The sequence below is a fragment of the Streptomyces chryseus genome, assembly GCF_014650755.1.
In the GTDB taxonomy this organism is placed as follows: domain Bacteria; phylum Actinomycetota; class Actinomycetes; order Streptomycetales; family Streptomycetaceae; genus Streptomyces; species Streptomyces chryseus.
In genome coordinates this window covers 751,291-770,886 of sequence record NZ_BMVO01000001.1, presented here as the reverse complement: position 1 = coordinate 770,886, position 19,596 = coordinate 751,291, and the positions used below count along the sequence as shown (strand labels likewise).

General features: G+C 72.8%; 14 protein-coding genes, 3 tRNA genes and 1 pseudogene. 9 read left to right on the top strand and 9 right to left on the bottom strand.

Annotation, left to right across the window (positions count from 1 at the left end; all coding sequences use genetic code 11):
• Positions 1–63: 63 nt before the first annotated feature.
• A pseudogene (locus IE185_RS03595) lies at positions 64–798 on the bottom strand (SDR family oxidoreductase); the annotation flags it as partial.
• 60 nt (positions 799–858) lie between these two features.
• The gene (locus IE185_RS03590; RefSeq protein WP_189714666.1) at positions 859–1,608 is read right to left on the bottom strand and encodes a SanA/YdcF family protein; all 750 of its coding nucleotides are present in this window, start codon (positions 1,606–1,608) and stop codon (positions 859–861) included.
• Between the two features lie 34 nt (positions 1,609–1,642).
• Here IE185_RS03590 and IE185_RS03585 point away from each other — a divergent pair, with 34 nt between their 5' ends.
• The 3 genes from IE185_RS03585 to IE185_RS03575 all read left to right on the top strand — a co-directional run bounded on the left by IE185_RS03585 (position 1,643) and on the right by IE185_RS03575 (position 4,815).
• Positions 1,643–2,284 (top strand): GNAT family N-acetyltransferase, encoded by a 642-nt coding sequence (locus IE185_RS03585; protein ID WP_138899706.1) that lies wholly within the window; start codon positions 1,643–1,645, stop codon positions 2,282–2,284.
• A gap of 188 nt (positions 2,285–2,472) precedes the next feature.
• Positions 2,473–3,390 (top strand): sirohydrochlorin chelatase, encoded by a 918-nt coding sequence (locus tag IE185_RS03580; RefSeq protein WP_189714578.1) that lies wholly within the window; start codon positions 2,473–2,475, stop codon positions 3,388–3,390.
• A gap of 36 nt (positions 3,391–3,426) precedes the next feature.
• Complete coding sequence (locus IE185_RS03575) at positions 3,427–4,815, top strand: deoxyguanosinetriphosphate triphosphohydrolase (RefSeq protein WP_138898128.1); 1,389 nt, start codon at positions 3,427–3,429, stop codon at positions 4,813–4,815.
• Here the strand turns inward: IE185_RS03575 and IE185_RS03570 are convergent.
• The gene (locus IE185_RS03570; RefSeq protein ID WP_138898127.1) at positions 4,787–5,809 is read right to left on the bottom strand and encodes a winged helix-turn-helix domain-containing protein; all 1,023 of its coding nucleotides are present in this window, start codon (positions 5,807–5,809) and stop codon (positions 4,787–4,789) included. The genes IE185_RS03575 and IE185_RS03570 overlap by 29 nt on opposite strands.
• A gap of 427 nt (positions 5,810–6,236) precedes the next feature.
• Between IE185_RS03570 and IE185_RS03565 the strand changes: the two genes are divergently transcribed.
• The 3 genes from IE185_RS03565 to IE185_RS03555 all read left to right on the top strand — a co-directional run bounded on the left by IE185_RS03565 (position 6,237) and on the right by IE185_RS03555 (position 11,034).
• A complete protein-coding gene (locus IE185_RS03565; protein WP_138898126.1) occupies positions 6,237–7,499 on the top strand; it encodes an NAD(P)/FAD-dependent oxidoreductase in 1,263 nt (420 codons plus the stop codon).
• A gap of 78 nt (positions 7,500–7,577) precedes the next feature.
• Positions 7,578–9,482, top strand: a complete 1,905-nt coding sequence (gene dnaG, locus IE185_RS03560; RefSeq protein WP_189714576.1) for a DNA primase — start codon at positions 7,578–7,580, stop codon at positions 9,480–9,482.
• A 172-nt stretch (positions 9,483–9,654) separates the two neighbouring features.
• The gene (locus IE185_RS03555) at positions 9,655–11,034 is read left to right on the top strand and encodes an RNA polymerase sigma factor (protein WP_138898665.1); all 1,380 of its coding nucleotides are present in this window, start codon (positions 9,655–9,657) and stop codon (positions 11,032–11,034) included.
• A 104-nt stretch (positions 11,035–11,138) separates the two neighbouring features.
• Here IE185_RS03555 and IE185_RS32960 read toward each other — a convergent pair whose 3' ends face one another.
• The 5 genes from IE185_RS32960 to IE185_RS03530 form a co-directional block, all read right to left on the bottom strand.
• On the bottom strand, positions 11,139–11,414 hold the full coding sequence (locus IE185_RS32960) for a glycine zipper domain-containing protein (protein WP_229843330.1): 276 nt from the start codon (positions 11,412–11,414) through the stop codon (positions 11,139–11,141).
• Positions 11,415–11,416: 2 nt separating this feature from the next.
• Positions 11,417–13,357, bottom strand: a complete 1,941-nt coding sequence (locus tag IE185_RS03545) for an ABC transporter ATP-binding protein (protein ID WP_189714574.1) — start codon at positions 13,355–13,357, stop codon at positions 11,417–11,419.
• Positions 13,354–15,087 (bottom strand): ABC transporter ATP-binding protein, encoded by a 1,734-nt coding sequence (locus tag IE185_RS03540; RefSeq protein WP_138898262.1) that lies wholly within the window; start codon positions 15,085–15,087, stop codon positions 13,354–13,356. Before IE185_RS03540 ends, IE185_RS03545 begins: the two co-directional genes overlap by 4 nt.
• 113 nt (positions 15,088–15,200) lie before the next feature.
• Positions 15,201–16,640 carry an FGGY family carbohydrate kinase gene (locus IE185_RS03535; RefSeq protein WP_138898261.1) on the bottom strand — a complete coding sequence of 480 codons (1,440 nt, stop codon included), beginning with the start codon at positions 16,638–16,640 and terminating at the stop codon, positions 15,201–15,203.
• 86 nt (positions 16,641–16,726) lie between these two features.
• Complete coding sequence (locus tag IE185_RS03530) at positions 16,727–17,029, bottom strand: YtxH domain-containing protein (protein WP_138898260.1); 303 nt, start codon at positions 17,027–17,029, stop codon at positions 16,727–16,729.
• A 214-nt stretch (positions 17,030–17,243) separates the two neighbouring features.
• Here IE185_RS03530 and IE185_RS03525 point away from each other — a divergent pair.
• From IE185_RS03525 to IE185_RS03515, 3 genes are all read left to right on the top strand, one after another.
• Positions 17,244–17,316, top strand: a tRNA-Asn gene (locus IE185_RS03525).
• A 5-nt stretch (positions 17,317–17,321) separates the two neighbouring features.
• A tRNA-Asn gene (locus IE185_RS03520) sits at positions 17,322–17,394 on the top strand.
• Positions 17,395–17,561: 167 nt separating this feature from the next.
• Positions 17,562–17,635, top strand: a tRNA-Ile gene (locus IE185_RS03515).
• A 371-nt stretch (positions 17,636–18,006) separates the two neighbouring features.
• Here IE185_RS03515 and IE185_RS03510 read toward each other — a convergent pair.
• On the bottom strand, positions 18,007–19,584 hold the full coding sequence (locus IE185_RS03510; RefSeq protein WP_189714572.1) for a GAF domain-containing sensor histidine kinase: 1,578 nt from the start codon (positions 19,582–19,584) through the stop codon (positions 18,007–18,009).
• Between the last annotated feature and the right edge of the window lie 12 nt (positions 19,585–19,596).

Below are 19,596 nucleotides of genomic sequence, written 5' to 3'. Positions count from 1 at the left end.
CCGGCCGGCCGGCCCCGTGGGCCGCCCGGCCGTCACTGCCCCGTGAGCTGCCCGACCGTCATCCCCGCCGTCCACCGCCAGCTCCGCGCCCGTCATGTACGCCGCCGCGTCCGACAGCAGGAAGGCCACCGCCGCCGCGATCTCCTCCGGTACGCCGACCCGCCCCATGGGGGCGCCGGGGTAGTTGCCCTCGCCGGTCCGGATGCCCACGGGTGCGGTCATCGGGGTGTACGTCATCCCGGGATGCACCGAATTGACCCGGATCCGCGCCTCCGCGAGCTCCACCGCCCCGATCTTCGACAGCCCGCGCACCCCCCACTTGGACGCCCCGTACCCGGCGGTCAGCGCGAGGCCGGTGAGTCCGGCCGCCGACGAGACGTTGACGACGGACCCGCCACCGCCCGCCCGCATCGCCGAGATCACCGTCTTCATCCCGATGAAGACCCCCACCAGGTTGATCTCGACGACCTGCCGGAAGTGCTCGACCGTCTCGTGCTCCAGGAGCTGCCCCGCGGATATCCCGGCGTTGTTGACCAGGCCGTCGATCCGCCCGAACTCCGCGCCGGTGAAGTCCAGCGCCGCCTGCCAGTCGCTCTCCGCCGTCACGTCGTCCCGTACGAACCGCGCCGCGCCCCCGAGTTCCCCGGCGGTCGCGGCGCCCTCCTCCTCCAGGACGTCCGTGACGACGACCCTGTCGCCGCCGTCGACGACGGCCCGCGCGACGGCCCCCCCGAGGCCGCGCGCCCCGCCGGTGACGAGGACGACCTTGTTGCTCAGATCAACGACGGCGGCGGACACGCGGCCAACCCCTGTTCACTCGAACTTATGCCTATTCGGCATACCGGCGGCGCCAGTCTGTCAGCGCTCCGACGCGTCGGCCAGCGCTTCGGCCACACCCGTCTCCTGACGCCCGAGGAACTGCGGGTCGGGTTCGGTCGCGGCGTCGAGCGCCGCCTTGCCGGCCGCGAGGATCTCCCGTACGCCGCCGTAGTACCAGGTCGCGTCGCGCCGGGCGTCGACCCCGACGCCGTACGCGTCCACACCGGCCGCACGGCACAGCCCGATCGCCCGGCGGATGTGGAATCCCTGGCTCACCAGCACGGCCCGGTCGACCCCGAAGATCTTCTTGGCCCGTACGCACGAGTCCCAGGTGTCGAAGCCCGCGAAGTCGCTGACGATGCGCCGGTCGGGCACGCCCCGCTCGACCAGGTAGGTGCGCATGGCGTCCGGTTCGTCGTACTCCGTACGGCTGTTGTCCCCGGTGACCAGCACGACCTTGGCCTTGCCGGCCCGGTAGAGCTCGGCCGCCGCGTCGAGACGGTTCGCCAGGTACGGCGTCGGGCCGCCCCGCCACAGGCCCGCCCCGAAGACGACGACCACGTCGCGGGCCGGGGCGTCGGCCGTCGTCCTGACCCGGCTGTCGGCGACGGCGTGCAGCCAGGTCGCGGGTGCGAGCGCCAGTACGGCGACGAGCATGAGCGCCTGGACGGTTCGCCGCCGGCCGCGCCGGGTGCGGGGTATGAGGCGCGGGCGTCCCGCCCACCGCCGCGCCCTGCCCCACGCCCCGGCCCATGCCCGGCCCCCCGCACTGCCCCGAGAAATTCGCATGCGTCTGCCCGCCCCCGACTGGAATGCTCTGGTCATGTCGAGACAATTCTGGCCCCTGTACGGTCTGCGGATCACAACCCCGCGTCTGGAACTGACACTTCCGGACGGCGACGTGCTCGACGAGCTGGCCGGCGTCGCGGCCGACGGCGTGCACGACGAGTCGTTCATGCCGTTCTCGGTGCCGTGGACGGACGGGTCGCCGCAGGACCGCGCGCGGGCGACGTTCCAGCACGTACTGGGCACCGTCGCGCAGTGGCGGCCGGAGAAGTGGACGCTCAGCCTCGCCGTACGGTGCGACGGCCGGACCGTCGGCCGCCAGGACCTGATGACGGACGACTTCGCCGTGACCCGGGAGGGCGAGACCGGCTCGTGGCTGGGCCTGGCGCACCACGGGCGCGGCATCGGCACGGAGATGCGGGCGGCCGTGCTGCACCTGGCCTTCGAGGGCCTCGGCGCACGGCACGTCACGTCCGCGGCTCTGACGGACAACGCCGCCTCGCTGCGGGTGTCGGAGAAGCTCGGCTACCGGCCGGACGGCCTGCTGGTGGAGTCGGTGCGGGGCGAGGCCGGCACGTTCCTGCGCCTGCGGCTGACCCGGAAGGACTGGGAGGCGCACCGGACGGTGCCGGTGAACGTGACGGGCCTGGAACCTTGCCGGGAGCTCTTCGGGGTGTGACGGCGGGGGCGTGCGCGTTCGCCGGCGGGGTGTGACGGCCGGGAGCCCGTGCGGCGGGCGCCCCGGCCGCTCGGAACGGGCCCGGGCGGGGTGGCCTGACAACGCGGCCCCGCGCCCCGTGAGGCTGCGGTAAACACCCGTCACCCTCGCGCAACGAGGCGGCAACGTGCGCCCGGCAGTATCGGTCCATGACGGAGTCGGCAGCACACCGCGAGGTACTTCCCCTCGACACCACGGGGCAACTGCTCGCCCGCATCACCGCCCAGCTCGGCACGCAGCTGAGTCACGTCTCCCCGAACGGAGCCCGCCGTCCGATGACCCCGCACCCGCACCCGCCCCGGGCCCCTTCGCGGTCCGACCCCGCCGCTCCGCCCACCCTGGTCGCCGTCGCCCACGGCAGCCGCGACCCCGACGCCCTGCGCACCGTCACCGCGCTGCTGCAGCGGGTGCGCGAGCTGCGGCCCGGTCTCGACGTACGCCTCGGGCACATCGAACTCAACGAGCCGCTGCTCACCGGCACCCTCGCGGACCTGGACCCGGGCGAGACCGTGCTCGTACCGCTGCTGCTCGGCCGTGGCCACCACGTCAAGAACGACCTGCCCGAGGCCGCCGCCGGCGCTCCCCACCTGCGCACCCGCATCGCCGCCCCGCTCGGCCCGCACCCCCTCCTCGTCGAGGCGCTGTACGCCCGCCTCACCGAGGCCGGCTGGCGGACCTCCGACTCCGCGCACCGGGGAAGCGGCATCGTCCTGGCCGCCGCCGGCTCCCGCGACCCGCAGTCGGCCGTCGACACCCGCCGCACGGCCGCCCTGCTCGGCGAACGCCTCGGCGGCGTCCCGGTCGTCCCCGCCTACGCGTCCGCCGCCGCGCCCACCGTGCGCGACGCCCTGCGGGCCCTCTCCGCGCGCGGCCGCCACCGGACGGCCGTGGCCTCGTACTTCACCGCGCCCGGCCGCTTCGCCTCGCAGTGCGCCGCCGCCGCGCCCTGGATCGCGTCCGCGCCGCTCGGCGCCCACCCGGCCCTGGCGCGGCTCGTCCTGCACCGGTACGACCAGGCGCTCACCACCCGCTCCCCGGCGCCCCGGCGTCAACTGGCGACCGCCTGAGCCCCGGCTGTCACCACCTGCGTCTACTGTCGGTGCATGGCAGGCACAGCGCACGAAACCCCCCACGCAGACGACCGGCACACCGAAGTCCGCCCCGAGGCCCGGCACGCCGACGCCCAGTACCAGGCCGCCCTCGACCCCGCCCACTACGACGGGGCCGCCACCGAGCGCTGGGCCGCCGAACCCGACAAACGGCCCGGCAGGACCGCCTTCCAGCGCGACCGCGCCCGCGTGCTGCACTCCGCCTCGCTGCGCCGCCTCGCGGGCAAGACCCAGGTGGTCACCCCCGGCTCCAGCAGCCAGGTCTGGGACGCCAGCCCGCGCACCCGCCTCACCCACTCCCTGGAGTGCGCCCAGGTCGGCCGCGAGCTGGGGGCGGCCCTCGGCTGCGACCCCGACCTCGTCGAGGCGGCCTGCCTCTCGCACGACATGGGCCACCCGCCCTTCGGGCACAACGGCGAGCAGGCGCTCAACGACTTCGCCAAGGACTGCGGCGGCTTCGAGGGCAACGCCCAGTCGCTCCGGCTGCTGACCCGCCTCGAACCGAAGCGTTTCGTACGGTCGGAGGCGAGCGGCGAGATGGTCAGCGTCGGCCTCAACCTCACCCGGGCCGCCCTCGACGCCGCCACGAAGTACCCCTGGCCGCGCGGCGCCCACCCCACCGACCCCGGTTCGGTCAAGTTCGGTGTCTACGACGACGACCGGCCCGTCTTCGACTGGGTCCGCCAGGGCGCCCCGGCCCACCGGCAGTGCTTCGAGGCGCAGGTCATGGACTGGTCCGACGACGTGGCGTACTCCGTGCACGACTTCGAGGACGGCCTGCACGCCGGTCACCTCGACCCCAACTGCCTGTTCGCCGAGCCCGAGCGCCAGGAGATCTTCGCGGTGGCGATCGGCAGGTACGTACCGGCGGACACCAGTCCCGAGGAGCTGGCGGCGGCCCTCGACCGCCTCCTCGACGAGGAGTGGTGGCCGCACGGCTACGACGGGTCGGCCGCCGCCCAGGCCCGGCTGAAGGACGCGACCAGCCAGCTCATCGGCCGCTTCTGCCTGTCCGCCGAGGGCGCGACCCGCCAGGCGTACGGAACGGGCAGGCTGACGCGGTACGCCGCCGAACTGGTCGTCCCGCGCGAGGTCCGCCACGAGTGCGCCGTCCTCAAGGCCGTCGCCGACCGCTACGTCATGCAGCGCGACGAGCAGGAGCGGCTGCGCGCCGACCAGCGCGTGGTCATCGCCGAGCTGGCCGAGGCGCTCACGGCCCGCGCGCCCGAGGGCCTGGACCCCCAGTTCCGCGCGCTCTTCGCCGACGCGCCGGACGACCGGGCCCGCAAGCGCGTGATCGTCGACCAGATCGCGTGCTTCACGGACGCCGCCGCCCGCTCCCTGCACGCCCGGCTCACAGCGGCGAGGGGCCACCGTTCATGAGGGCGTCGCCGAGCGCGGTCCGCCGGTGCAGGACGCGGCTGCCGCGCCGCTCCGAGGCGACCAGCCCCGCCTCCCGCAGCACCGTCGCGTGCCGGCTCGCCGTCGACAGCGTCAGCCGCAGCGCCCCGCCGAGCTGCGTCGTGGTCATCGGCCGCCCCAGCACCTCCAGGACGGCCGCTCTGGTGTGGCCGATGAGCTGCGCCACCGGCAGCCCGGCCGCCCGTACGCCCGCGTCGCCCCCGGAGCCGGGCCCCCGGGCGAGGGTCAGCCAGCCGGGGTCCGGCGTCACAGGGTGGACCAGCACGGGCGGCAGCTCCTCGTCGGCGAGCGCGACCGGGTGCCGGATGCAGAAGAACGACGGGATCATCGTCAACGACCGCCCGCGCAGTTCCAGTTCCTTGTCCACCGGATAGCCGGTCTCCAGCACCCCGTCGTCCCGCCAGGCGAAGTCCGCATAGGTGGCGAGCAGTCCCTCGGGTCCGTGGGACAGCGCCGCCTCCGCCCGCACCGGACGGTCGGCGTCCACCGCCGACACGATCACGTCCCGGTACGGCTCGACCGCCACCGCGTAGTACCGCCGCAGCGAATCGGCCAGCCGCTCCAGCGTCTCCACGTCCCCCTCCGCGAGCCGCCGGGCGACCGGCGGCACGGGACCGTCGGCGAACAGCCGCCCGAGTTCCGCGCTCATCCGCGTGGCGGGGGTGGACAGCACCTGGTCGAGGCCGGTCTCCAGGTCCGGGATGCCCCGGCCCGGTGTCAGGAAGTCGGGCAGGTACGCCGCGCACGGGTACAGCCGGTGCAGCGAGGCCACCGTGCGGGTGAGCCCCGCGCGGGCGACCGCCTGCCGGACCTCGCGCCGCCAGGGATCGAACACCAGCGCCCCCTGCCGGTTCTGGAGCAGGTGGAGGCTGTTCACGATCTCCCACAGCGGGTCGGGCCGCGCGGCCACCCGCAGCCGGTTCAGATCCTCGGTGGTGAAGTGGATGCGTAGCATGCGCCCCCCACGCCGCGCCGTGTCCCGCGCGCCTGTCCGCCTGTCCGTCCGCCCGCACGCCGGTGCGACGGCGGTACGTACCTTCGTACGAGCGTACGCATCAGGCGCCGGAATCGTGCGTTCCCTTTGCGTTGTGCACGAAAGCCTCGCGCGGTGTCCACATCGGCGTGACGCTTGTCGCGTGGTGGCTGCGGGCTGTCAACGGGGGAGACGTCCGCGGCCACCTCCCGTATGCCCCGGTGGCGTACGCCCGGGCCCCGCGCGGCCGGCACGTCCCCTCACGGCGGCGCGCGACCCTCCCCATCGGCCACCTCCGGGCCACCTCCACGACACGCCCACGGCACACCCCCTCTTCCCCCATCACGCTCCGTGCGGGACGCTCGAACACGGCGGCGTAGCGTGTGGGCAGGCACAGAGGAGGCACCAAGTGGTCGACGCAGATCTGACGTTCGTCATCGTCGGTGGGGGACTGGCGGGGGCGAAGGCCGCCGAGACCCTCCGCGGCGAGGGCTTCACCGGACGCGTGATCCTCATCGGGGACGAGCGTGAGCATCCGTACGAACGCCCGCCCCTGTCCAAGGGGTTCCTGACCGGCAAGGAGGAACGCGACAGCGTCTTCGTCCACGAACCGGCCTGGTACGCACAGGCCGACATCGAGCTCCATCTCGGCCAGCCCGTCGTGCACATCGACCGCGCCACGAAGACGGTCGGACTCGGCGACGGCACCGCCGTCCGCTACGACAAGCTGCTGCTCGCCACCGGCGCGGAACCACGCCGTCTCGACATCCCCGGCACCGGCCTCGCGGGCGTCCACCACCTGCGCCGCCTCGCGCACTCCGAGCGGCTGCGCGGCGTCCTGGCCTCGCTCGGCCGCGACAACGGGCACCTGGTCATCGCCGGTGCGGGCTGGATCGGCCTGGAGGTCGCGGCGGCGGCGCGTGGTTACGGCGCCGAGGTGACCGTCGTCGAGCAGGAGCCGACACCGCTCCACCAGGTCATCGGCCCCGAACTGGGGCAGCTGTTCACCGACGTGCACCGCGAGCACGGCGTCCGCTTCCACTTCGGCGCCCGCCTCACCGAGATCACCGGCCAGGACGGCATGGTCCTCGCCGCGCGCACCGACGACGGCGAGGAGCACCCCGCCCACGCCGTGCTCGCCGCCATCGGAGCCGCCCCCCGCACCGCGCTCGCCGAGGCAGCCGGCCTGACCCTCGTCGACCGCTCGGACGGCGGCGGCATCGCCGTGGACGCCTCCCTGCGCACCTCGGACCCCGACATCCACGCGGCCGGCGACGTCGCGGCGGCGCACCACCCGCGCCTCGGTGCCCGGCTGCGCGTCGAGCACTGGGCCAACGCCCTGAACGGGGGTCCGGCGGCCGCCCGCGCCATGCTGGGCCAGGACGTGTCGTACGACCGGGTCCCCTACTTCTTCTCCGACCAGTACGACCTCGGGCTCGAATACTCCGGCTGGGCGCCCCCGGGCACGTACGACCAGGTCATCGCCCGCGGGGATGTGGGACGCCGGGAGTTCGTCGCCTTCTGGCTGAAGGACCGGCGGGTCCTGGCCGGCATGAACGTCAATGTGTGGGACGTCACCAAGCCCATCCAGGAACTGATCCGCACCGGCGCCGGGGTCGACCCGAACGCCCTCGCCGACCCGTCCGTGCCCCTGGAGTCCCTGCTGGGCTGACCGCGGCCCGGCCGTGACCCGGCCGGGCGGCGAAGCCGCACCGACAGGACTGTCCGAGCACCGCCGTACACTTCACGCGTGGCAGGCAGGATCAACGATGACGACGTGAAGGCGGTCCGGGACGCGGTCCCGATCGACGCCGTCGTTTCCGAGTACCTCCAGCTCCGCAGCGCCGGCGGCGGCAACCTGAAGGGCCTGTGCCCCTTCCACGACGAGAAGTCCCCGTCCTTCCAGGTCAGCCCGAGCAAGGGTCTCTTCCACTGCTTCGGCTGCCAGGAAGGCGGCGACACGATCGCCTTCGTGATGAAGATCGACCACCTCTCCTTCTCCGAGACGGTCGAGCGCCTCGCCGCTCTGGCGGGCATCACCCTGCGGTACGAGGAAGGCGGCTACAACCCCACGCACCAGCGCGGCGAGCGGGTCCGCCTGGTCGAGGCGCACAAGGCCGCCGCGCAGTTCTACGTCGAGCAGCTCGACTCCGCCGAAGCCGAGATCGGCCGTAAGTTCCTGGCCGAGCGCGGCTTCGACCAGAGCGCCGCCGAGCACTTCGGCGTCGGCTACAGCCCGGCCGGCTGGGACCACCTCACCCGCTACCTGCGCGGCAAGGGCTTCTCCGACAAGGAGCTGACCCTCTCCGGCCTCTCCCAGGAGGGCCGCCGCGGCCCCATCGACCGCTTCCGCGGCCGGCTGATGTGGCCGATCCGCGACATCACGGGCGAGGTCGTCGGCTTCGGCGCGCGCAAGCTGCGCGACGACGACAACGGCCCGAAGTACCTGAACACCCCCGAGACGGCGATCTACAAGAAGTCCCAGGTCCTGTACGGCATCGACCTGGCCAAGAAGGAGATCGCCAAGACCAGCAGGGCGGTGGTCGTCGAGGGGTACACCGACGTCATGGCCTGCCACCTGGCCGGCGTCACCACCGCGATCGCCACCTGCGGCACGTCGTTCGGCGGCGACCACATCAAGATCCTCCGACGCCTCCTGATGGACAACGCCTCCGCCGAGGTCGTCTTCACCTTCGACGGCGACGCGGCCGGGCAGAAGGCGGCGCTGCGTGCCTTCGAGGACGACCAGAAGTTCGCCGCCGAGACGTCCATCGCGATCACGCCCGGCGGGATGGACCCCTGCGACCTGCGGCTGGCGAAGGGCGACGCGGCGGTGGCGTCCCTGGTCGAGACCCGCACGCCGCTCTTCGAGTTCGCGATCCGCCACGTCGTGTCCCGGCACAACCTGGAGACCCCGGCCGGGCGGGCCGCCGCGCTCGACGAGGCCGCGCCGATCGTCGCCAACATCAAGAACATCGCGATCCAGCACGAGTCGGCGGTCCAGCTCGCGGGCATCCTCGGCATCCTCGACACCCAGTTCGTGGTCAAGCGCGTCGCCCAGCTGGCCCGCTGGGCGCGCGACCGGGGCGGCCGGGGCCCCGCCGCGCCGCAGGACCGCCGCCCCACCCCCTCGTACGACGCCGCCCCCGCCGCCCCCAGCGGCCCGGCGCTGAACCTGCGCAGCCCCGCCCACCGCACCGAGCGGGAGCTGCTGAAGCTCGCCCTCCAGCGGCCCGAGCTGGTCTCGCCCGCGTTCGACGCCTACGGGGCCGACGAGTTCACCGCCCCGCCGTACGCCGCCGTGCGCCAGGTCATCGAGGAGGCGGGCGGCGCCGAGCAGGGCGCGCGCAACGCGTCCGACTACCTGGCCCAGGTCCGCGAGGCCGCGCCCAACGACACGGTGCGCGCGCTGGTCACGGAGCTCGCCGTCGAGCCGATCATGCGCAAGACAGTCGACGAGATCTACGCCGGCGAGCAGCTGATCCGGGTCCGGCTGCGGGCGGTCGACCGGCGGATCCTGGACGTCCAGGGCACACTGGCCCGCCTCGGCGGCCCGCACGCCGACCCGGAGCAACTCGCCGCCGTACAGAACGAGCTGTGGGTCCTCCAGCAGTACGCCCAGTCCTTGCGCAACCACGGCGCTGCGGCGCTCTGACGAGCCCGGAGGGCCGCCCGAGGTCCCCTTCCCAGCACACGGGAGGGGCTGAAGCCACCCAGGAGGCGGAGAGGGGCAGGAGCCACCGTCACCTCCCGGTAACGGACCGGACTCAAAAAGTCACCGCACGCCCCTCGTAGCGGTGATGTGTCGTACCCCACACTGGGGGGCGGTGCCTGAGTCCTCGGAGCGCGGCCGGCCCACGCCGAGTGGGCCTCGCGTCCCCGCGGATCCGCTCGACGCGTACGGGACGGACGGCGGCCCGGTCGCCGCTCCCGTCCCGCTGCCGCACGCCCCCGAACCGGCAGCGATCACCCTGGAGGTCGCCCCCGTGCAGACCCAGACCCGGACGTCGACCGACGTCGTCGCGAAGGTCCCTCCGCAGAACCGGGGCGCACTCCACCCCGGAACCGGAACCGGGACCGAGCGCGAATCCGGAACCGAATCCGAAGCGGCGGCCGAACCCGAGGCAGCGGCAGAAGCGGAAGAGGCGGCAACAGAAGAGGAAGCAGAGGCAGAAGCGGAAGCGGAAGCGGAAGCAGAGCTCGCCGAGCCCGACGTCCTCGTCGAGGACCCGCCCGACGCCCCCGAGACGCCCGACGCGTCCGAGCGCCGCCGCAACCCACGGGCCGACGCCTCGGGCCCGTCCTCCGACCTCTTCCGGCAGTACCTGCGCGAGATCGGCCGCATCCCGCTGCTCACCGCCGCCGAGGAGGTGGACCTCGCCCGCAAGGTCGAGGCCGGACTGTTCGCCGAGGAGAAGCTCAGCAGCACCCCCGACCTCGATTCCCGGCTCGCCGTCGACCTCGACCGGCTGGTGGTCATGGGCCGCATGGCCAAACGCCGCCTGATCGAGGCGAATCTGCGCCTTGTCGTGTCCGTCGCCAAGCGGTACGTCGGCCGCGGCCTGACCATGCTCGACCTCGTCCAGGAGGGCAACCTCGGCCTCATCCGCGCCGTGGAGAAGTTCGACTACGCCCGGGGCTACAAGTTCTCGACGTACGCGACCTGGTGGATCCGCCAGGCCATGTCGCGCGCCCTGGCCGACCAGGCCCGCACCATCCGCGTCCCGGTGCACGTCGTCGAGCTGATCAACCGCGTCGTGCGCGTCCAGCGCAGAATGCTCCAGGAGCGCGGCTACGAGCCGACCCCCGAGGAGGTCGCGGCCCACCTCGAACTCACCCCCGAGCGCGTCGGCGAAGTACTGCGCCTGGCCCAGGAACCGGTGTCGCTGCACGCGCCCGTGGGCGAGGAGGACGACGTGGCGCTCGGTGACCTCATCGAGGACGGCGACGCGGCGTCACCCGTGGAGTCCGCGGCCTTCCTGCTCCTGCGCGAGCACCTGGAGGCCGTCCTCTCCACCCTCGGCGAGCGCGAACGCAAGGTCGTCCAGCTCCGCTACGGCCTGGCGGACGGCCGGCCCCGCACCCTGGAGGAGATAGGCCGCCTCTTCGGCGTGACCCGCGAACGCATCCGCCAGATCGAGTCCAAGACCCTCGGCAAACTCCGCGACCACGCCTTCGCCGACCAGCTCCGCGGCTACCTGGACTGACCGCCCGACCGGCTGCCCGACGGACCGCCCGACCAGCCAACATGACGACGGCCGCCCGGCCACCAGGGCCCGGACGGCCGTCCTCTCCCGTACGCCGGCTCCCGTCAGGAGCCGTCCGCCGCCCGCGCGGCCGTTTCGCCCCTGTCCTTCCTGCGCGCGTCGATCGTGGCCCCGATCCCCACGCCCACGCACATGCCGCACGCGATCCCGGTGCCCACGTTGTCGAGCAGCAGCGTCCCGAAGGCCACCCCGAACGTCATCCCGAGCGACAGCCCGAGCGCGATGCCCGAGACGGGCGCCTTCGCGTCCGCCGTCCCCTCGCCGGTGTCCTCGGTGTCCTGCGGCGCCTTCTTGGCCGCGTTCTCTTCTTCCATGGTCATATTCAGTCCACTTCCGCGACCGCCTGAGCGAACTGCGCCGCGTACAGACGCGCGTACGCGCCCCCGGACGTCAACAGCCCGTCATGCGTCCCCTGTTCGACGATGGCCCCATTCTCCATCACCAAGATCACATCGGCGTCCCGGATCGTGGACAGCCGGTGCGCGATCACGAAGCTCGTACGGCCGTGGGCCAGGCGCGCCATCGCCTTCTGGATCAGCACCTCCGTACGGGTGTCGACCGAGCTCGTCGCCTCGTCGAGCACCAGGATCACCGGATCGGAGAGGAACGCCCGGGCGATCGTGACGAGCTGCTTCTCGCCCGCGCTGACGCCGGCCCCCTCGTCGTCGATGACCGTGTCGTACCCGTCGGGCAGGGTGCGGACGAACCGGTCGGCGTGCGCGGCCCGCGCCGCCTCCTCGATCTCCTCCCGGGTCACCTCGCGCGAAGCGCCGTACGCGATGTTGTCGGCGATGGTGCCGCCGAACAGCCAGGTGTCCTGGAGCACCATGCCGATGCCCGACCGCAGCGCGTCGCGGGCCACCGTGGCGACGTCGACGCCGTCCAGCAGGATCCGGCCGCCCGTCACCTCGTAGAACCGCATCAGCAGGTTCACCAGCGTCGTCTTGCCCGCGCCCGTCGGCCCGACGATCGCGACCGTCTGCCCCGGCTCGACCGTGAGCGACAGGTCCTCGATGAGCGGCGTGTCCGGCTCGTACCGGAAGGACACCTTCTCGAGGACCACCCGCCCCCGCGCTTCGGACGGTGCGAGCGGGGAACACCGCGCGTCCGCCGCGTCCGGCTCCTGCTCCTCGGCGTCGAGCAGCTCGAAGATCCGCTCGGCCGAGGCGACCCCCGACTGCACGAGGTTCGCCATCGAGGCGACCTGTGTCAGCGGCATCGAGAACTGCCGCGAGTACTGGATGAACGCCTGCACGTCACCGATCGACAGCGAGCCGGACGCGACCCGCAGCCCGCCCACCACCGCCACCAGCACGTAGTTGATGTTGCTCAGGAAGAACATCAGCGGCTGCATGATCCCGCTGTTGAACTGCGCCCTGAACCCGGCCTCGTACAGCGCGTCGTTCTGCTCCCGGAAGGCCGCCGCCGACTCGTCCTGCCGCCCGAAGACCTTCACCAGCGCGTGACCGGAGTACATCTCCTCGATGTGCGCGTTCAGCTTGCCCGTGGTCTTCCACTGCCGCACGAACTGCGGCTGCGACCGCTTGCCGACCTTCGCCGCCACCACGACCGACAGCGGTACGGTCACCAGCGCCACCAGGGCCAGCAGCGGCGACACCCAGAACATCATCGCCAGCACGCCCACGATGGTCAGCAGGGAGTTGATGAGCTGGCCCATCGTCTGCTGCATGGTCTGCGAGATGTTGTCGATGTCGTTCGTGGCCCGGCTGAGCACCTCGCCGCGCTTCTGCTGGTCGAAGTACCGCAGCGGCAGCCGCGAAAGCTTCGCCTGCACGTCCTCACGCATGCGGAACACGGTCCGGTTGATGACCCGGATCGACAGCCGCGTCGCCACCAGCATCAGCAGCCCCGCGCCCACGTAGACCGCGAGCGCGATCAGCAGGACGTCGCCGACCGCCCCGAAGTCGATGCCCTGCCCCGGAGTGAAGCCCACCCCGGAGAGCATGTCGGCGAGCCCGTCGTCGCCCTTCTCCCGCAGCCCGTCCAGGACCTGCGCCTTGCTGCCACCGTCCCGCGCCTGCCGGCCGACGACCCCGGCGAAGACCAGGTCGGTCGCCCGCCCAAGGATCATCGGCCCGACCACGGAGAGCGCGACGCTGAGCACGCACGCCGCGAGCATCCACCACAGCGTCACCCGCTCGGGAGCGAACCGCCGCATCAGCCGCTTCCCCGAGCCCTTGAAGTCCATCGACCGCTCGGCCGGCGCTCCGCCGGCCATCATGCGTCCACCGGGCCCGCTCATGCCGCCTCAGCCTCCGTCAGCTGGGAGAGCACGATCTCCCGGTACGTCGCGTTGTCCTCCATCAGCTCGTGATGGCGTCCCGTGCCGACCACCCGGCCCTCGTCCAGGACCACGATCCGGTCGGCGTCGCGGATCGTCGACACCCGCTGGGCGACGATCACCACCGTCGCGTCGGCCGTCTCCCGCCCCAGCGCGGCCCGCAGCGCCGCGTCGGTCGTGTAGTCGAGCGCGGAGAAGGAGTCGTCGAAGAGGTAGATCTCCGGCCGCCGGACCAGCGTCCGCGCGATCGCGAGCCGCTGGCGCTGCCCGCCCGAGACGTTCGTGCCGCCCTGCGCGACCGGGGCGTTCAGCCCGCCGTCGAGCCGCTCCACGAACTCCCGTGCCTGGGCGACCTCCAGGGCGTGCCACAGCTCCTCGTCCGTGGCGTCCGGCTTCCCGTACCGCAGATTCGTCGCGACCGTCCCGGAGAAGAGATAGGGCTTCTGCGGAACCAGCGAGACGGTCCTCGCCATCAGCACCGGATCGATGGTCCGTACGTCGGCCCCGTCCACCAGCACCTGCCCGGCCGTCGCGTCGAACAGCCTCGGCACGAGCCCGAGCAGCGTCGACTTCCCGCTGCCCGTCGACCCGATGATCGCCGTCGTCTCGCCCGGACGCGCCACCAGGTCGACGTCCCGGATCACCGGCTCCTCAGCGCCCGGATAGCGGAACTCCGCCCCGCGCAGCTCCAGTTCCCCGCGCCGCCGCAGTTCCCGTACCGGCTCGTCGGGAGGTACGACGCTGGACGCCGTGTCCAGGACCTCCTCGATGCGCTCGGCGCACACCTCGGCGCGCGGCACCATCATGAACATGAAGGTGGCCATCATCACGGCCATCACGATCTGCATCAGGTACGCGAGGAAGGCGGTCAGCGCCCCGATCTCCATGGCGCCGCTGTCGATGCGGTGCGCGCCGAACCAGACCACCGCGACGCTGGAGACGTTCACGACCGTCATGACGATCGGGAACATCAGCGCCATCAGCCGCCCCGAGGACAGCGACACGTCCGTCAGCGCGGTGTTCGCCTCCCGGAAGCGGCCCTTCTCGTACGCGTCCCGTACGAAGGCCCTGATCACGCGATTGCCGGTGATCTGCTCGCGCAGGACCTGGTTCACGGTGTCGAGCCGCTCCTGCATCGTGCGGAACAGCGGCCGCATGCGCCGCACGATCAGGCCCACCGAGATCCCGAGCACCGGTACGACCGCCAGCAGCACACCCGACAGCGGCACGTCCTGGCCGAGCGCCATGACGATGCCGCCGACGCACATGATCGGCGCCGACACCATCAGGGTGAACCCCATGAGCACCAGCATCTGCACCTGCTGGACGTCGTTGGTCGTCCGCGTGATCAGCGAGGGAGCCCCGAAGTGCCCGACCTCCCGCGCCGAGAAGCTCTGCACCCGGTCGAAGACGGCCGCCCGCACGTCCCTGCCGAGCGCGGCGGCGGTCCGCGCGCCGTAGTACACGGCGCCGATGTTGCACACCACCTGCACGACGCTGACGGCGATCATGACGCCGCCGAACTCCAGGATGTAGCCCGTGTCCCCGGCCACGACACCGTTGTCAATGATGTCCGCGTTGAGCGTGGGCAGGTAGAGGGTGGCGGAGGTCTGGAGCAGCTGCAGCAGGACCAGCAGGACGATGGGTTTCTTGTACGGGCGGAGGTGGGCCCGCAGGAGTCTTATGAGCACGCGGAGTCTCTCGGTGTCGGCAAGATCGGAGTGCGTCCCATCCTCCGACACCGGGCCCCGGTAATTCCAAGGGATTGACCCATCGCCGGGTCAAGTCCCGGCCCCGGCGCCGCTCACGCCCCGCCGAACGCTCCCGGGTGGATCTGGTCCCGTGTCGCGCCGTACTGCTGGCGCACCGCCTGGCCCACCGCCAGCTCGTCACCCGGCTCGAGCACCTGCGCCGCGGCGCCCTGCCAGGCCGGCGGGGTGTGCGGGGCCAGCGTGCCCTGCGACACGCCCAGCGCCCAGGCCGCCTGCCGGGCCGCGCCCAGCGCCGCGTACTCGGCCGGCTGCGGCACGACCACCTGCGTACCGAAGATCGGGGGCGCCGCCGCCTGCACGGCGGGCAGCTCGGCCGCCGCGCCCAGCAGGAACACCCGCCGCACCTGCACACCCCGGGCCCGCAGCACGTCCATGGCGTCGGCCAGCGAGCACAGCATGCCCTCGAAGGCCGCCCGCGCCAGGTGCTCCGGCTTCATCGAATCGCGCCGCAGCCCGCTCAACGTACCGGCGGTGTGGGGAAGTTGCGGCGTACGCTCCCCTTCGAGGTACGGCAGCAGCACGAGCCCGTACGCGCCGGGCGACGACTTGAGCGCCAGGTCCGAGAGTCCGTCGAGATCGGTCCCCAGCAGATCCGCCGTGCCGCGCAGCGCCCGTACGGCGTTGAGCGTGTGCACGACCGGCAGATGCATGCCGGTGGCGTCGGCGAACGACGTGATCAGCCCGCTCGAATCGGCCAGCCCCTCGTGGTGCACGGCCATCACGGAACCCGAGGCCCCCAGCGACACCACGGCGTCGCCGACCCCCACGCCCAGCCCGAAGGCGGCGGCCATGGTCTCGCCGGTCCCGGCGGAGATCAACAGGCCCTCGGGGGTGGTCCCGGCGGCCTCCCAGGGGCCGAGCACCTCGGGCAGCGCCGCGTGGTGCCCCAGCGCCAGCTCGACCAGGTCGGGCCGGTAGGAGCCGGTCACGGCGGACCAATAACCCGTCCCCGACGCCGCGCCCCGGTCGGTGGTCCTGCGTGCCGGGCGGCCGAGCAGCTGCCACACCAGCCAGTCGTGCGGCTGCATCAGGGCGGCGGTGCGCTGCGCCGACTCCGGCTCGTTGCGCGCCAGCCAGCGGAGCTTCGCCACCGGCTGCGGAGCCTGCGGCACGGACCCGACGGCCTCGGCCCAGGCCTGCCGCCCGCCGAGCGCGTCGACCAGATCGGCCGCCGCGACCTGGGCCCGCTTGTCATTGCCGAGCAGCGCCGGACGTACCGGCGAGCCCTGGGCGTCGAGCGGGATCAGGCCGTGCTGCTGCGCCGACACGCCGATGGCCTGCACGCCTTCGAGCAGACCGCCCGCGGCGGCCTCGCCCAGGGACAGCAGCCACACCTGTGGATCGGCCTCCGGAGACTTCGCCTCCACGGGGTGCGGGGCGTACCCCTGCCGCAGCACGGCACCCGTATCCGCATCGCACACGACGATGCGGGTAGAACCAGACGAACTGTCCAAGCCGGCAACTATCCCCATGCCCCAGATTCTGCCGCATGCGGCAACGGGAACGCGCCGAGCCCGCCACGGGTGGCCGGCCCGGCTTCCGCCCGGCTGCCGGGGTCCTAGGTGTTGGTCGTACCCCAGTCGTCGGCCTCGCCGCCCTGGCCGCGCTCGCGCAGGGAGCGCACGCGCTCGGTCACCGAGCCGGGCATCCGGTCGCCGACCTTGTCGCTGACGGTGTGGAACGCCTTCTCCGCGAAGTCGCGGCCGTTGTGGGTGGCGGACTCGGTGGCGTTGCGCACGGCGGGGTTCTGGGCGACCTGGCGTGCGGACTTCTTCAGCTGCTCGTAACGCTCACGTCCGGCACGCGTCCCGAGCACGTACCCGAGGGCCAGTCCGGCGATGAATGTGAGCCGGTAGCGCATGGCTGTCACCCTTCTCTTGCGTCGGCGGTCCCCTGGTGCCGGGGGGAGTTTCGGACCGCGGGGCTGTGCTGGCCGCCTACCCCGGGGCGCCCGTGATCAGTCAGGGCGATACCGATTGGCGGAGCACCCCCCTGCTTGCGCTAATGTATGTGTCGCAGCGAGCACACGCCCCCCGGGACGCCATCCGGTGGGTACGTTCGGTGCAACGCAGCAATCCCCTGTAGCTCAATTGGCAGAGCAGCCGGCTGTTAACCGGCAGGTTACTGGTTCGAGTCCAGTCGGGGGAGCGCGATCCCCTGTAGCTCAATTGGCAGAGCATTCGGCTGTTAACCGGAGGGTTACTGGTTCGAGTCCAGTCGGGGGAGCGGTAAGGAAAAGGGCCCCTCAGGGGTCCTTTTTCATATCTCCCGCAACCGCGCGGGCGGCAGCGCAGTCCTCATGGGCATGCGTAGCCGACCACCCGAGGCAGGAGATCGTATGAGCGGCTATGCTGCGGCAGACGGCGCGCACACATGTGCGCGACGCGCCGTTAGGGGCGGTAGCTCAGCCGGTTAGAGCAGCGGACTCATAATCCGTCGGCCGTGGGTTCGAGTCCCACCCGCCCCACTCAAGCTCCAGCAGAAGAAACGTTTCTTCTCCGGAGCTTCCGTAGGCCCCCACCGATGTGGGGGCCTTTCCCGTTTCCGGGCAGCGGTGCCGGCCCGGGTGGCGGCGGTCCGGCGGCGCGTGGGGACCCGGATGGTGGCACCGGCGGCACGCGGGCGATCGGGATACGCCGGCACGGCAGCGGCAGCCGCCCTCGGCGACGCCGGGCCGGGCGAGGTCCGCGGGGCGCCCCCGACGCAGCCCGGCGCCCGGGTGTGCGTCGTACGGGAGGACCGGGCGGCCGGGGGCGTCGGAGGGCATGGAGCCGCCCCCGACCCGGTGCGGGCAGGGGGCGTGGTGGAGCGGGATCCGGGCCGCGAGGGGCCGGCGGGTCAGAGGGGGGTCTCCCACGTGAACGTCGTGCCGGGGCGGCCCGGCTCCGCGGGCCCGTCGTCCGTCACCGTCAGGCGTACGGCCTCCCGCCCGTCCGCCGCCTTCGCCTTCGCGTCGATCTCCACCCGCACCCGCGTGACCCCAGCCCGCCGGTGCGCCGCCGCCAACGCGCCGCGCAGCTCGGCCAGGAGCCGCTGGGCCGCCGGCTGCGGAATCAGTGCGTCCACCGCGCCCGTGAAGCGCACGGACGGCTGGAACCCGAGCAGCGCGGCCGCGCCGGCCGTCTCGCGCAGGACGCGGCCCCGGAAGGTGGCGGGCGCGTCCGCCGGAGGCTGCTGCAGCGCGAAGATCGTGGTCCGTACCTCCTGGACGGTGGAGTCCAGCTCGTCCACCGCCGCGCCGAGCAGCTGGTCCAGGCCGGCCGCGCCGGAGGCCCGCCGACGGGTGGACTCCAGCATCATCTCGGTGGCGAACAGCCGCTGTACGACCAGGTCGTGCAGGTCACGCGCGATCCGGTCGCGGTCCTCGAACACCGCGAGCCGCTCCCGGTCGTGCCTGCTGTCCGCCATGACGAGCGCCAGCGCCGCCTGCGAGGCGAACTGCGAGGCGAGCAGCCGCTCGGCCGCCGAGTACGCGGGGCCGCCGCGCCGCCTCGGCAGGGCCAGCGTGCCGATCAGCTTGCCTCCGCTCTGCAGCGGCAGCATCATGCTGGGCCCGAACCGGGCCCGCACCCGCGTCGTCATCCGTTCGTCGCTCGCCGAGTCCTCGATGAACACCGGTTCCCCGCCGAGGAGTTGCTCCAGTACCGGACTGCCGGGCTCGATGACGGTGCCGATCAGGTCGGCGGGGTCGCCGTGGGTGGAAGCGGCGACGATCTCCATGCCGCCCTCCGGCGTGGGCTGGAGAACCACGCCCGCCGAGGCGTCGGCGAGGATGCGGGCCTGCTCGGCGACGGTCGTCAGCGCGTCCTCGGCGCTCTCGCCGGCCAGCAGCGCCGTGGTGCAGGCGGCGGCGCCCTCGATCCAGCGCTCCCGGCGCCGGACCGTCTCGTACAGCCGCGCGTTGCCGATCGCGATGCCCGCCTGCGAGGCGAGCACCCGCAGCAGCGCCAGGTCGTCCGTGGTGAATCCGGACGCCCCGGCGGCCCCCCGCTTCTCGGTCAGGTAGAGGTTGCCGAAGACCTCGGCACGGACCCGGATCGGGACGCCGACGAAGGACTTCATGACGGGGTGGCCGGGCGGCAGTCCGGCGGCCCGTATGTCGGACGCCATGTCGGCGACGAGCAGCGGCCGCGGCTCCCGGACGAGGTGGCCGATCAGTCCGGTGCTGCCGTCGGGCAGCCGGCCGACGCGTTCGCGCGCCTCCTCGTCGACGCCCGAGGTGAACAGCTCGCTGACGCCGCCGCGCTCGGGATCGATCACACCGAGCGCGCCGTACCGTGCCCCGGCCAGGTCGGTGGCGGTGTCCACGATGTGCTGGAGGGTGGCGCGCAGATCGAGGTCGGAGCCGACGCTCAGCAGCGCCTCCAGCAGCGCCGGCAGCCGGGGCGCCGCGCCCGCGCCGGTCTCCCGGTTCACGCCGCCGCCCGT